9 protein-coding genes are annotated in these 14,356 nt (G+C 69.5%); 5 read left to right on the top strand and 4 right to left on the bottom strand.

The genetic code is table 11. From position 1 onward, the window contains the following. Positions 1-12 precede the first annotated feature (12 nt). The 5 genes from ABFG95_RS01395 (at position 13) to ABFG95_RS01375 (ending at position 8,528) form a co-directional block, all read left to right on the top strand. Positions 13-2,703, top strand: coding sequence for a type VI secretion system Vgr family protein (locus ABFG95_RS01395; protein WP_348995337.1), 2,691 nt, complete (start codon positions 13-15; stop codon positions 2,701-2,703). Between the two features lie 14 nt (positions 2,704-2,717). After that, complete coding sequence (locus tag ABFG95_RS01390) at positions 2,718-3,563, top strand: DUF4123 domain-containing protein (RefSeq protein ID WP_348995336.1); 846 nt, start codon at positions 2,718-2,720, stop codon at positions 3,561-3,563. After that, positions 3,553-6,189, top strand: a complete 2,637-nt coding sequence (locus ABFG95_RS01385; RefSeq protein WP_175146811.1) for a DUF4064 domain-containing protein — start codon at positions 3,553-3,555, stop codon at positions 6,187-6,189. Before ABFG95_RS01390 ends, ABFG95_RS01385 begins: the two co-directional genes overlap by 11 nt. Continuing rightward, complete coding sequence (locus ABFG95_RS01380; protein WP_175146812.1) at positions 6,189-7,118, top strand: DUF6708 domain-containing protein; 930 nt, start codon at positions 6,189-6,191, stop codon at positions 7,116-7,118. The genes ABFG95_RS01385 and ABFG95_RS01380 overlap by 1 nt, the downstream gene beginning before the upstream one ends. 78 nt (positions 7,119-7,196) lie before the next feature. Beyond that, entirely contained in the window at positions 7,197-8,528 is a 1,332-nt protein-coding gene (locus ABFG95_RS01375) for a carotenoid oxygenase family protein (RefSeq protein ID WP_348995335.1), read from the top strand. A 117-nt stretch (positions 8,529-8,645) separates the two neighbouring features. Here the strand turns inward: ABFG95_RS01375 and ABFG95_RS01370 are convergent, their stop codons facing one another. Genes ABFG95_RS01370 through ABFG95_RS01355 form a run of 4 tightly spaced genes read right to left on the bottom strand, consistent with a single transcriptional unit; the run spans position 8,646 to position 14,214 of the window. Then, positions 8,646-9,344, bottom strand: coding sequence for a DUF2894 domain-containing protein (locus ABFG95_RS01370; RefSeq protein WP_348996074.1), 699 nt, complete (start codon positions 9,342-9,344; stop codon positions 8,646-8,648). Positions 9,345-9,363: 19 nt separating this feature from the next. Further along, a complete protein-coding gene (locus tag ABFG95_RS01365; RefSeq protein WP_054416608.1) occupies positions 9,364-10,020 on the bottom strand; it encodes an OmpA family protein in 657 nt (218 codons plus the stop codon). After that, positions 10,017-13,316 carry a DUF802 domain-containing protein gene (locus ABFG95_RS01360; RefSeq protein WP_336727231.1) on the bottom strand — a complete coding sequence of 1,100 codons (3,300 nt, stop codon included), beginning with the start codon at positions 13,314-13,316 and terminating at the stop codon, positions 10,017-10,019. The genes ABFG95_RS01365 and ABFG95_RS01360 overlap by 4 nt, the downstream gene beginning before the upstream one ends. A gap of 10 nt (positions 13,317-13,326) precedes the next feature. Further along, entirely contained in the window at positions 13,327-14,214 is an 888-nt protein-coding gene (locus ABFG95_RS01355; RefSeq protein ID WP_348995334.1) for a DUF3348 domain-containing protein, read from the bottom strand. Between the last annotated feature and the right edge of the window lie 142 nt (positions 14,215-14,356).

Genomic DNA, 14,356 nt, shown 5'->3' with positions numbered 1-14,356 from the left:
GGAGCCAAGACCATGCCCCAGGATGCTTCCGGATTGTCCCGCCTGTCGACCGCCGGCATCGCGCAGGCCAACCGCCTGCTGGACCTGCGCACGCCGCTGGGCGATAACCGCCTGGTGGCCGAGACCCTGTCGGCCACCGAACAATTGAGCGGCGGCGCCTATCGCCTGGAGATCACCGCGCTGTCCGACGACGCGCATATCCCGTTGAAGGCCCTGATGGGCCAGCCCGTCACCCTGCGCCTGCAGACCGCGCTGGACCGCGAGCAGCCGCGCCTGTGGCACGGCCACGCCACGGCGGTGCGTTACCTGGGCGCCAACGGCGGGCTGGCGCGCTATGGGCTGACCGTGGAGCCGTGGCTGGCGTTCCTGCGGGCGCGGCGCGACAGCTTCGCCTATCAGGACAAGACGGTGATCGACATCGTCGACAGCATCTTCGGCGACTACAAGGGCCAGGGCACGCTGGCGCCGCAATGGCGCTGGGAGGTCAAGGACCGCGCCGTCTACGCCAAGCGCAGCCTGACCATCCAGTACCGCGAAACCGACTACGCCTTCATCGAACGCCTGCTGGCCGAAGAGGGCCTGTTCTACTGGGTCGAGCATGCCGACGACGGCCACACCCTGGTCATTGCCGACCACAACGACGCCTTCAAGGCTGGCCCGCAGGCCAGCGTGCGCTTTGCGCGCGCCGACGTGACCGAGACCGAAGACAGCATCCAGCACTGGAGCCCGCGCCACCGCTGGCAGACCAATGCCGTGCGCATGGCCAGCTGGGACTACCGCAGCGCCCAGGCGCGGCCGGTGTCGGCGCAGGCGGACACCGGCAAGCTGGCCAACGCGCTGGAACTGGTCAGCGACGACTACCCCGGCCAGTACGCCTACGAAGACAGCGCGCAGGGCGAACGCCTGGCGCACAACGCGCTGGCCGCGCTGCGCGTGCGCCAGCAGAGCGTCGAGGGTGGGGGCACCGTGCGCACGCTGGCGCCGGGCCAGCGCTTCGAACTGACCGGCCACTACCAGCAAGGCGGCCCGTCTGCCTTCGTGGTGATCGCCATCACCCACCAGGCCCGCAACAACTTCGACGCCGACCTCGGCCGCGCCGTAAGCGAGGCGCAGGGGGGCGACGGCGACGACACGGAGTTCTATCGCAATACCTTCACCTGCATCGGCAGCGATACCGAATTCCGTCCCGCGACCCGGGACGGCCATGGCGAGCGCCTGCATCCCCGTCCCACGGTATTTGGCGCGCAGACGGCGCTGGTGGTGGGCGCCGAGGGGCCAGTGCACACCGACCGCGACCACCGCATCAAGGTGCAGTTCCACTGGCAGCGCGGCAAGGCCTCCAGCAGCCGCCTGGCGCACCCGTCGGGCGACGAGAACGCGCCCGCCAAGGACGAGCTGGGCACCTGGGTGCGCGTGGCCGAGCCGGTTGCGGGCGGCGACTGGGGCGGCCATTTCGTGCCGCGCGTCGGGCAGGAAGTGCTGGTGGAGTTCCTGCACGGCGATATCGACCGTCCGGTGGTGGTGGGCGCCCTGTATAACGGCGAGGGCGCCGAGGATGCCTCGCACAACCAGGTGCAGGCCGGTGGCGCCAACGCCACCGGCAATGCGCCGGCCTGGTTCGCGGGCGGCAGCGAAGGCCACGCCCACAACGCGGTGATGTCCGGCTTCAAGACCCAGGCGCTGGCGACCAGCGGCGCGGGCACGGGCGGCTACAACCAGCTGGTGCACGACGACACGCCGGGCCAGTCGCGCCTGACCGCCTCCACCACGCAGGCCGATTCCCGCCTGAACCTGGGCCACGTCAAACAACAGCGCGACAACGAACGCCTGCAGGACCTGGGCCACGGCGCCGAGCTGTCGACCAGGGAGGCCGTGGCGCTGCGGGGCGGCCAGGGGCTGTTGATCAGCGCCGACCTGCGCGAGAACGCCGAGGGCGCATTGCTCGATAGTGCCGAGGCGGCCAAGCAGATCGACGCCGCCCTTGAATCGGCCAGGGAACTGGGCGACATCGCGGTCAAGCAGAAGGCTTTCCTGGAGGGGGAGCCGCAGGCGCTGCCGGCGCACGAGGCGCTGGCGCATGTGCGGGACGTGGTCGAGGCGACCCAGGACGACCCCGGCGCCCAGGGGACCAAGGTCGCGGCCTATAGCGAACCGCACATCCAGGTCAGCGCGCCCAGCGGCATCGGCCAATACACCCCGGGCAACGCCTTCCTGGTGGCTGGCGGCACGCTGGCACAGGTGGCGCCGGACGTGAACTGGGTCAGCAGCGCCAACCTGGCGGTGGGCGTGGCGGCCGGCGTGGTGCTGTTCACGGCGGGCCACGAGGCTGGCGGCGGCCGCCCGGTGAAGGACCGTGGCCTGCGGTTGCACGCGGCGGGCGGCAAGCTGCGCCTGCACAGCCAGGCCGCCAAGATGACCCTGACGGCAGAGAAGGCGGTGACCTTCGCCTCGGCCAGCGCGGCCGTGATGGTGCAGGCCAGGCAGCGCGTGCTGGCCACCGCCGGCGGCGCCTACCTGCGCCTGGAGGGCGGCGGCATCCAGCTGCATGCGCCGGGCAAGGTCGAGCTCAAGGCAAGTGCGCATAGCTGGGTCGGCCCGCAGACCGCCCAGGCCAACCTGGCCTTCAATGAAGCCAGTCCCTTGTGCGAAGCGCGGGTGCGCGGCGCGGCCCAACGCGGCGGCGCGGTCGTGCCGTTGGGCTAGACATGGACGTTGGCATGCTCGATTACCAGGCTTTCAGTTCCTACGGATTCGGTCTTGTGCAGGACGAGCGCACGCGCGGCGTGCCGGCGTTCGCGCAGCCCCAGGCGCTGGTGCCGCCCGCGCTGCGGAAAATGCCCGGCCTGATGCCGCGGCTGGTGGACTTGTCCGCCCTGGACGCGGCCGATCGGGTACAGGCGCTGGCCAGCCTGAACCAGGCGGCGCAGGACGGCGAGGACCCGTGGCTGGCGCTGTTGCTGCGGTCGGACCGGCCCGTGGACGCGGTGGCGGCGCATTGCCGTTCGCGCATGATCGTCGATATCGAAGGGCAGGGACCGTGCTTTTTCCGCTTTTTCGATCCGCGCGTGCTGGTGCAATTGTCGTGGATACTGGATCCCGACCAACTGGCCTGGTTGTGCGGGCCGGTGCGGGGCTTGCTGTTCCACCTGGATGGCCAATGGCATGCGCTGGAGCGGCCGGACGTGGCAGCGGCGCCGCGCCCGCGGCTGTCGGCCGAGCAATCGTTCGCGCTGACCCAACTGCAGGCATTGAATGAAGTGCTTGCCGGCCTGGACAGCCTGGCGCCTGGCCGCCGCGTCGCGCTCGGCAAGACCGTGATGGACCATTTCCGCACGGCCCGCGACCTGGGCCTGGAGACGGCGCAGGAACGCAAGGCGTTCGCCCGCCACGGCCTGGAGGTGCACCCCGCCTTCCATCGCCACGAACGGGTGCGCGCTTGCCTGGCCGCGAGGCGGCCGGATGATGATTACCCCTACCTTGCCGCGACGCAGGACCTGACGGATGACGATTGGGCCGACGTGCGCAGGGACTTGGAACGAACTGGAGAGCCCGATGGCCGATGATGTGAAGAGCTGCGGAAAGAAGCGCTCGTCGATCGATTGCGAAGAAGACTGCCCGTTTCACCGGATCGGCCTGCCCATCATGCCGCTGCGCTATGCGGTGCTGAGAAGCGACGACACGTCGCCGGCGCTGGCGGGCGACATGCTCCTGCCCGAAATGGCCGAACGACCGCTGGGCGACGGCGCGCGCTACGGCGTGCGCCTGTTGCGTCCCGGCTATCTGTATGTCTATGACGAAGCGCGCTCCGAGTTGAAGGGCTACTACGTCAACGAGAACAGCACGCTGTACAACTTCGACCTGGACAAACCGGTCGAGGCCTGCGACCGGACGTTCACCTGCACCATGGACCACCAGGCCAAAGCCTCGCTGTTGACGATTCCCGATGCGAGGAAAGCGACGTACGTCTGGCTCGCGTTCTCGGATGTGCAATGGACCAAGGACATCTGCAAGGCCCATAAGGGCAGAAAGGGCGCCGAGATGCGCCAGCGGCATATGTTCAAGTTCGACGTGCAGGCCTGGCTCAACAGTGGCAGGCACGCCAGCGCCAAGAGCATCAAGACGCTGAACGACACGGCCGCCGACTACGTGATGTATCGCCGCACGGGCGTCGAAGAGTTCGAGAAGAAGAGGTTCCTGGGCTGGAGCACAGTCGGCTACTACGACTCGAGCCGCTGGATGGGCGGCATGATCCAGGACGCGGCGGAGGCTTTCCAGCCCGGCAAGGGCCTGTTGCTGGCCCTGCCGGATAGCACCGGCATCCTGCAGGACCTCGCGCGGCTGATGCGCATGCGCTTTGACGACTTTGTCTCGAATCCGCAGGACGTGCGGCCGTTGACCGTGTCCAAGTCGATCGAATCGCTCAGCGAAATCATCATGCAGTCGGCCGAGAGCGATTTCCTGCGCCAGCGCGGCGACGAGGCGAACAACCACGCCGTCTATGGCACGAGCACCCCGAACATGGGTGCCGGCCCCGGAGGCTCGGGCGCGGGCGGCCTGGCGGTGGCCCAGCTGCTGATGGATTGGATCAACCCGGACAATCGGAAAGAGCGCATGGCCCAGGCGGACAACTACCGCCACCCGACCGAGCAGGAGCGCCAGACGGTGCGCTGGGATGCCTGGAAGAAGTACTTCGACAACTACGATGAAAACGCGCGCCGGGCGTGGCAGAAGGATTTCGACGAGCGCCTGACCAAATTCGACGCGGCCACCATCGTGCCGATGGCCAAGGCGCACGTGGCCTGGCTCACCTGCGAGAAGACGGGCGAATCGTTCCAGTGCAATTACGACGTAAAGAACGCCGACAGCGGCGAGGTCTACCAGACCGTGCTGGCGTTGTGCATCGACGGCACCCAGGACAAGCGGGTCTGCTTCAAGCAGTACGCCGACTGGCTGCAAGGCGACCCGACCGACACGCGCAACCTGTTGCTGCGCGCCATGTTCCATAACCAGGATTTCGTGGTCAGCAAGGTGGTCGAGGCGCATGAGGCGGCCCTGGACTGGAAGGCCATTCCCTGGGGCAATCTGCACGAGGCCTACAAGACCGGCCTCAAGGTGCTGAGCGAAGGGCAGATGGACAAGACCGCGCGCCTGCTCGAGCAGATCATGGGCCCGGTGGTGCATGTGCTCAGGCTGGGCGTGGACAGTTCGATTGCGCGCAAGCTGGCCATGTACCTGGGGCTGTTGGCGCGGCAGAATGTCGTGATCGTCGAGGTCGAAGGCGGCAAGAAGACCTTCCGCGCGGCGCTGATCCGCGAACTGTTGCGCCAGCATGGCGGCAAGGTGGACATGCGCCAGATGGAGCGCGCGGTGGCGGACGAATTGCGGCGCCTGGAAGTGCGCGGCGAGCAACTGGAAGGAAGCGACAAGAAGCGCTGGTTCATGATGGTGGACAGGGATGCCGCCGGCAGGGTGCCGACCGATCTGCGGGCGGGCGACCGGGCGCGCGCATTGGCGCAGGCCACCATGACGATCGAGGAATACGAGGCCAAGGAACTGTCGCGCTGGCGCACGGCGATCAACACGGATGTGCGGGTCGGCGTGGTCGGCTGCCTGTTCCAGACGGTGGCGGTGTACAAGCTCTGGAGCGACCTGGAATCGGCCATGCCGCACGAGCGAGGCGATGCCAGCTGGAAATTCGTGGTCGGCATCGCGGCGGCCGGCGGTTCGGTGGCCGACGTGCTGGGCACGGCGCTCAAGGGGCGTCAGGCCGCCGGCATGCGGCTGGGCATGGGCCTGGGCATTGAAACCACCAGCACGCTGCTGGTGCGCTGGGGCGGGCGGATCGGGGTGGTGACCGGCATCATCATGGCGGTGTTCGACTTCAAGTCCAGCAAGGACCAGTTCATGATCGAAAAGAACGGCCTGATGGGCGGTCTTTATCTGGCCTCGGGTATTCTCAGCCTGGTCGTCATCGGCGCGTTTGCGCTGTCGTATACGGTCGTGGGCCTGATCGCCGCGGTGTTCCTGATCATCGTGGCGGTGCTGATCGAGAAGTTCAAGGGCAACAAGATCGACGAATGGCTCAAGCGCTGCCTGTGGGGCAAGCTGCAGGGGGTGTCGGGGGCCGATTATTACTATGGCGTGCAACAGGAAGTGAACAGCCTGCGCGTGGCCCTGGGAGGGTCTTGATGGATTTCACCGGGCTGATGCCCAGGTTCCCCAATGACCGTCCGCTGACGGCGTTTGAGCGCGAACACCGGCTACTGCAGAAAAAGCGGCTGGATGTGCCGCTGCTGGCGCAGCTGTGCGTGGTGAGGATGAATGCCGGCAGCCTGCTGTCGGTGGACCGCTGGTATGCCTGGCGTGGCTTCGTGGCGCTGCTGGGGGCGATAGGCGTGGCGTTCGGCGTCGGCGGCATCCTGATGCTGGCCTGGATCCTGGTGGTGGGCGAACTGCCCAACGAGAACGGCCTGTGGGAAGCCATCTTCATCGGCATGGGTATGTGCGCGGCGCTGGGCGCCGCCGGCGCCTGGGTCGCTTGCAAGGAGATGTTCCGCTGGACCTACTACCCCATCGCCCTGGATCGCAAGCGCCGCCTGGTGCACGTCTTCCGGCTGGACGGCACTGTGCTGACCGCGCCGTGGGACAAGATCTATTTCACCCTGGGACGAGGCAAGGGCACCTTCGGCTGGCTCAACTGGGATATCCGCGGGTTGATCCTCGATGGCGACGGGGTCACGGTCAAGGAGACCTTTGCGTTCTGCATCGCCACCAGCCGCGTCGAGAATGCCTACTCGCACTGGGAGTTCCTGCGGCGCTACATGGAAGAGGGGCCGCAGGCCGTTCTGGACGCGGTGCTGTTCTGCATGCCGGTCGACGGCAAGCGCGAGAGCTTTGCCTTCGGCAAGGAGCGCATCTTCGCCAACGACGCGCAGCAGCCGGGCCTGGCCTACCTGATCTTGGCGCCCTTCAACTACCTGCACGCGATCATGCGCTGGGCCGTCATGCGCACCAGCAACATCCCGGCGTTTCCGCCCGAGATCGAGGCGACGCTGCGGCCCGAACCGGGCGATCCGTATGTCCGCGACGCGTCGATGAATCCCGAAGACTTGCGCTAATTAAATCCGGGTAATATTGACAGCGTAATTTGATCCGGGTAAAAATTGCATCCTTCTCTCACCCGAAGGATGCAAGGCATGACCCTATTCGACCTGAACACCGGCGCCACCGCGCCGCTTGCCGATGAAACCGACCTGACCGACCTGCCCGTGGAAGGCGCGCTGCCGCCCGAACTGGACGGCGCGCTGGTGCGCAACGGCCCCAACCCCCTGCGCGGCCGCTTCGAGGGCAACGACGTGCTGTCCTGGTGGCCGCAACCGGCGATGCTGCACGCCATCGTTTTCCGCGACGGCCGCGCCACCGGCTACCGCAACCGCTGGGCCCGCACCCGCCTCTGGGCGCGCGAATACGCGCCCGCGCTGGCCGCCGACCTGCCCGACACCAATCCCAACGTCAATGTGCTGCGCCATGCCGGCGAGACCCTGGCGCTGGCCGAAGGCGGCGCGCCGCTGGCGATGACGGCGGGGCTGGACTTCCTGGGCGCCAGTCGTCGCCATCCCGGCCTGGCCGGCGGCATGACCGCGCATCCCAAGATCGATCCCGCCACAGGCGAGCTGATGAGCTTTCGCGCCCATTGGGAGCGCCCCTGGCTGCGCTACGGCGTGACGGGCGCCGACGGCCAACCGCTGCTGGACCAGCTGATCGAGGTGCCCGGCCCGTCGATGATGCACGACATGGCCATCACCGCCCGCCACAGCATCCTGCTCGACCTGAACGTGGCCTACGACTTCTCGATGCTGTCGCGCGGCCACCGCATGCCGCTGCGCTGGCACGACGAGCGCCAATCGCGCCTGGGCGTGATCCCGCGCCACGGCGGGCCGGTGCGCTGGTTCGAGGTGGCGCCGTGTTTCATCCAGCACGTGGTCAACGCCCATGAGGCCGATGACGCCACGCTGGTGCTGGACGTGGTGCGCTATCCGCATTACCTGCGGCTGGCGCGCGACGGCGCCGCGTTCGAGGAAAACCCGCTGGGCGTGCTGTGGCGCTACGTGATCGACCTGGCCGGCGGCCGCGTCAGCGAACGCGCGCTCGATGACGCCGGCATCGAATTGCCGCGCATCAACGAAAGCCGCGCCGGCCACGCCTACCGCTACGCCTATGCGGTGCATCAGCCCAATAATCGCGAGATGCGCGGGGTGCTGCGCTATGACCTGGAGACGGGCGCGCGGCAGAGGTATTCGGTGCCGCCGGGCGACCAGAACAGCGAACCGGTGTTCGTGCCTCGCCCCGGCGCGCGGGACGAGGATGACGGTTGGGTGCTGGTGTGTGTCTACCGGCAGGAGGGCGACCGCAGCGACGTGGTGGTGCTGGATGGGCGCGACATCGGCGCCGGACCGGTGGCCACGGTGCGCCTGCCGCGCAGGATTCCGGCGGGTTTTCATGGCGCGTGGTTGCCGCGGGAGGCGTGAAGCCGGGGCGTTGGGGCGGCTCACGCGCCAGCAGGCGACGGGTGATGGCCGCCTGCGGGCAGGGTAGGGATGCGGCATGGGCAATGCCGCTCCGCCCGCCGCGCGGGCCGCCGTCCCCTAGCGGCTCTTGGCGCGCGCGCTTTTCTTGGCGGCGGCGCGCGGCGCTTCCTTGGACGGGGGCGCCGCGGCCGCGGTGATCTGTTCCATCCAGGCCAGCGTCTCGGTGTAGGTCACGAACTGCTGCAGATAGCCCGGCGACAGCTCGCGCATCAGCGACAGGGCGCGGTGCACCAGCTGGTTGGAATTGAGCGGGCCGGCGTTCTTGTGCACCTGCTCCTGCGACTGACGCACCTGACGGTCGGCGCTCAGGCCGGACCAGATCTCGCGCAGGCCATCCAGCACCGGCAGATCCGGGTAGGCATCGCGGCGCGCCTGCGCGGCGATGGCGTCGGGGTCTTCGCCGGGCGCGCCGGGGTAAGCGAGATACGCCGCCAGTTCCGCCAGCGGCCCGCGCGCGGGCTTGGGAGCCGCCGTGGCCGGCGCGGGGCTGGCATCGGGCGTGGCGGCATCGTCCAGCGCTTCGGCGGCGTTGGCCGCGCGGGCCGCGGCGACGCGCGCCGCATACGCCCGCAGCAACTGCGCCAGCCGCTCGTCCAGCCGGGCGCGGGCCGCGCCGGCGTGGGCGGCCGCGCGCCGGGCCAGCGCCTCGATGAAATGGAAGGCGACCGGATCGAGCCGGTCGTCGCCGCGCTCGCGCCAGGTCTGCAAGGTGGCGAGCGTGGCGTCGGCGGGCGCGGTATCCGCGCCGGCCGTCAGCGCCGGGCCCAGGCCGCCATCACTGGCCACGCGCTGGCTCCGCACTGTTGGACGGCTTGGGAATGGGGGTGATCTCGACCCGGCGGTTCTTCGCGCGGCCGTCTTCATCGGCGTTCGAGGCCACCGGCTGCTCGGCGCCGAAGGCGGCGGCGAACACCAGCGACGACGGCACGCCTTCGTCGATCAGGGCGCGGGTCACCGTCAGCGCGCGCTGCGCCGACAGGTCCCAGTTGTCGGCAAAGCGCCGGTTGCCCTCGCGCACCTGCTGGTCATCGGTGAAGCCGCTGACCATCAGGATCTCGTCATTGGCCTTCAGGTAGGCCGACAGCGGCTCGATCAGGCTTTTCAGCACCTCGCGGCCCTCCGGCTGCAACTGGTCGGAATTGAGCGCGAACAGCACGCTGCCGCTGATGCCGATGCGGCCGTTGATCAGCGTCACGCGGCCGGCCGCCAGCGGCGCGGCCAGGGCCTGCTCCAGCGTCTGGCGGCGCTGGGTCTCTTCCTGGCGCTGCTTGACTTCGCGTTCCAGCTGGGTCGACAGCTCCAGCTGCACGGCCACCACGCTCACCAGGATCAGCACGAAGGCGCCCAGCAGCACCGACATCAGGTCGCCGAAGACGGCCCAGGTCGGCACCGCGGGTTCCACGCCGCCGTCGATGTCCTCGCCCGCGCTCATGCCGCCTGCGCTCCGGCCGTGGCGGCGCGCTGGCTGGCCAGTTCGCGCAGGTTCTCGACGATCTGCTTTTGCGACATGGTGCTCAGGTCGACCACTTCACGCGCCTGTGCCACGTAGTAGGCCAGTTGTTCGTCGCCACGGGCGATGGACTTGTCCAGCGCCGCCTCGATGCGTTCCAGGTGCGCCACCAGCTTGTCGTTGGACTCGCCGAACAGGCGCACCGCGGCGCCGAAGGCTTCGCCCAGGCTGGCGACTTCGGCCGCGCCGCTGGTCACCTGCGCCGCCACGTCGTCCAGGCGGGCGGTTTCGGATTCGACCTGCTCGGTGAACTGCGCGCCGACCCGGTCCAGCAGGTCCGACGACGACGACACCAGCGCATCGACCGCGCTGCGCTGTTCGCTGGAGGCGTGGTTGACGGCATCCAGCAGCGTCGCCAGCGTGTCCAGCAGGCGGTTGCGTTCTTCCAGCATGGCGTTGTCGTAGGCCAGGCTGTCCGACAGTTTCTGGCGCAATTCGCCGATGACTTCGGCGGCCGCGCGCGGCGCTTCGGAGGCGGCCTGCACCAGTTGGCCGATCTCGGCGATGGTGCCGCTGGCGTGGGCCTCGGTCTGGGTGGCGATGTCCTGCGCCGTCTGGGCCAGGGTGGCGCAGATTTCCTGCTGCAGGGCGGCGCTGCGGGCGCCGGCCTGTTCCCATTCGTGGCGCAGCGCCTCGGCCATGCGGCCCAGCTCGCCGGTCCAGGCGGCCAGGCGTTCCTGGTCGCGCGCGGCCAGCTCGGCCTGCAGGCCGGCCTGCGATTGGCCCAGGGACTGCAGCAGCGATGCCGAATGCTGTTCGAAGGCGGACGCCGCCGTGGTCAGGGCCTGCTGGTTGTCGCTGGCCAGTTTCTCGTTGGCCAGCTCCTGGCGTACCTGCGCCTCGGTCCAGGCCTGCGTCACGCCGCCGGCCGCCGTTTCCAGGCGGGCCGACAGGTTTTCCAGCAGCGCGGCCTGCGCCTGGGTCTGGGTGGTCAGGTCCTGCGCGGTGCGCGCCAGCAGTTGTTCCAGTGCCTGGTGGCGGGCGGCGGTCTGCTCGCCGGCCTGGCGCCATTCGCGGCCCAGGTCGGCGGCCATGGCGCCGAGCGAGGCGTGCCAGGCGGCCAGGCGCGCTTCGTCGCGCGAGGCCAGGGCGGCCTGCAGCTCGGCATGCGACTGGTCCAGCGTGCGCAGCAGCGACGCGGAATGTTGTTCGAACGCGGCGGCGGCCGTGGCCAGGGCCTGCTGCGTGTCGCCGGCCAGCTTCTCGCTGGTCAGTTCCTGGCGCACCTGCGCCTCGGTCCAGGCCTGGGTCACGCCGGTGGCGGCCGTTTCGATGCGGGCGGCCACGGTGTCCAGCAGCGCGGCCTGCGCGTCGGCGCGGGAGGCCAGGTCCTGCGCGGTGCGCGCCAGCGTCTGGCTGACTTCCTGCTGGCGGGCGGCGGCTTGCGCGCCGGCCTGTTCCCATTCGCGGCCGAGCTTGTCGGTCAGGGCGCCGAGCGTGCCGGCCCACGTGGCCAGGCGCTGCTCGTCGCGCGAGGCCAGGGCGGCCTGCAGGTCGGCGTGCGACTGGTCCAGCGTGCGCAGCAGCGTCGCGGCGTGTTGTTCGAAGGTGGCGGCGGCGGCGGCCAGGGCTTCGCGGTTGTCGCCCGCCAGTTTGTCGCTGACCTGCGACTGGCGCTCCAGCGCCTCGTGCCATTGCGCCGAGACGTTGCCGGCGGCGCTTTCCAGGCGCGCCGACACGTTCTCCAGCAGGCCGGCCTGGGTCTGCGCGTGCTCGGTCAGTTCCTGGGCGCTGCGCGCCAGGGCCTGGTTGATTTCGAGCTGGCGCTCGGCGGCCTGGGCGCCGGCCTGCTGCCATTCCTGGCGCAGGGTGGCGGACAGCGCGCCCAGGGTTTCGGTCCACGCCGCCAGGCGTTGCTGGTCGCGCGAGGCCAGTTCGGATTGCAGGGCGGTGTGCGACTGGTTCAGCGTGCGCAGCAGCGACGCCGAGTGCTGCTCGAAGCTGGCGGCGGCGGCTGTCAGCGCCTGCAGATTGTCGCCGGCCAGTTTCTCGCTGGCCCGCTCCTGGCGGTTCAGCGCCACGTTCCAGGCTTCGGACATGCTGCCCGAGGACGCCTCCAGCCGTTCGGACACGCTGTCCAGCAGCGCGGCCGAGCGCTGCTCGAAGGTCTGCGCGAAGCGGTCCAGCGAATCGCGCAGGTCCTGCGCCAACGCTTCGCTGGCGCGCTGCTGGCCGGCCAGCGCCTGGTTCCAGATGCCGGCCACGTTGCTGGTGGCGGCCTGCAGGCCGGCGGTCATGCCGTCCAGCTGCCGCTGCACCGCCTGGGTAACGCTTTCGTGCAGCGAGGCGGTCTCGCGCGACAGGCCGGCCATGGTGGCCTCGACGGCGGGCTGCAGCGCCGCGCCGGCCGAGCGGGCGCTTTCGGCCACGCTTTCCTTCATCGATTGTTCCATCACGGCGGCCAGACGCGCGTAGGCGGCCTCGGCCTTGCCCTGGAACGCATCCTGACTGGCGAGCTGGCGCTCGTTCAGCGTGTGGTTCTGCTGCTCCAGGTTGCGCATCATGGCGTCCAGGCGGTCGACCAGCGCGGGCATGGCCTCGGCCTGCCGTTGCAGCACTTCGGCCTGGCGCTGCAGCAGCTTGAAGCTTTCTTCGCGCTGGTGAGCCTGGCTGTACAGGCGCAGCGTGGTGGCCGCCTTGGTGTCCAGCAGTTGCGCCGCCTGGATGCGGTCGCGCCGGCACAGCGCGGCCAGCAGGCCCAGCATGGCGGAGGTGGCCACGCCCGCGATCGAGGTGCCGAAGGCGAAGCCCAGGCCCTTGACCGGCGCGGCCAGCGAGGCGCGGATGGCGGCCAGGTCGGTGGCGCTTTCCAGGGCGGTGCCGGTGCCGCGCAGCGTCACCACCATGCCCAGGAAGGTGCCCAGCATGCCCAGCAGCACCAGCAGGCCGACCAGGTAGGGCGCCAATGCCGGGCCGGGCAGGCCCACGCGTTCGCCTTCGATGCGCAGCCGCACGGCGTTGCGCAGGCCGGCCGGCAATTGGTCGAGCCAACCGCCCAGGCTGGCGGGCGCTTCCGACAGGTTGCCGACCGCGCGTCTGAGCGACGCGGTGGCCTGTTGGTAGCGCAGCAATTCAAGCGCGCCCGCCACGTAGCAGGCGCAGATCAGCAGCGTGACGGCCAGCGCCAGGGGATTGGTGCCCGCGTAGCCCGCGCCGATCCAGCCGGCCACGGCCAGGCCGCTGAGGAAAACAACGATATTGATCAGATACTTGGACATAGTGTCCCGGTTAGCTGGCGCGAAGGGTGGCAAGCAGCCCTTCCACCGGTTGTAAACGAACATCCAATTCGGCCAGCAGCACGCTGCGCATATCCTTGCGGAACGTCTCCAGCCACGCGCCCGGCGTGGGCGCGGATAAAGCGGGTTGCGGCGCCGCGCAGGCCGCCGCCTGCGCAGGCGCGGCGGCGGGAGCGTCGTCCGTTGCGCTGCCCCCCGGCGCGGCCGGCGCCTGGGCATCGGCCGCCGGCTCGTCCGCGGTTCCGGCCGGCACGCCGGTCTCGGCTTGCGCTTGCGCCGCCGCTTCCAGCGCGGCCTGTTCGGCCAGCCGCAGCCGGTCGAAATGCCCCTGCAGCAACTTCGGAATCGCGCCCAGCAGCGTCCGCTCGCGCGGCAGCAGGGCGCGGTCCATGATGGCGTCCACCACCGCCAGACGCGTCATCTCCGGCGTTTTGGCCGCGAGCATGCCGCGCAGGCGGCTGCGCAGGTTGCCGATGCTGGTTTCCATCGTGTGCTGCAACGACAGATAACGCTGACGAAAATTCGAGTAATCGGCGTCGTCGGCCTGCAGCGCCGCCACCTTGGCGGACACCTGTCCCGGCATCTGCCGCTTGGCGGCCGTGGCCGCGGTGTCGCTGGCGATGGCATCGGCCAGCGTGGTGCGGACGCGCTCGCACTCGCGCTCCTCGGCGCTGCTGAACTGGCGCGCGCCCGGCGCGATCGCCGGCGGGCGGTTGTTCAGGGCGGCGGACAGGGCAATCGCGTCGGTCCAGCCGAGCCACTGGCTCAGATGATCCGACAACGGCTGCCGGGATTCCGGCGCGTCGACTTCCGTCAGGCGAGTCAGCAAGCGAATGAGCGTCGGGCCGCTTAAACCTGTGCGCTGTGGGGCTTGCAACATACCACCAGAGTCAAAAAGGGGGGAGTTTACACGCTGGCGGGGGCTCGCTGGGTCGGAAAAGGGCCGCCGCGCCAATGCCTGCAACAATTTGTCGGGACGGCGCGGCGGCAGGGGGCGCGGGAAACTCGCGGCGCGGGCGCCG

Origin of the sequence: Achromobacter sp. HNDS-1 (assembly GCF_040084795.1) — a bacterium.
Classification (GTDB): Bacteria; Pseudomonadota; Gammaproteobacteria; order Burkholderiales; family Burkholderiaceae_B; genus Achromobacter; species Achromobacter ruhlandii.
The sequence above is the reverse complement of the archived record's forward strand: the minus strand, read 5'-3'. Positions and strand labels throughout refer to the sequence as shown.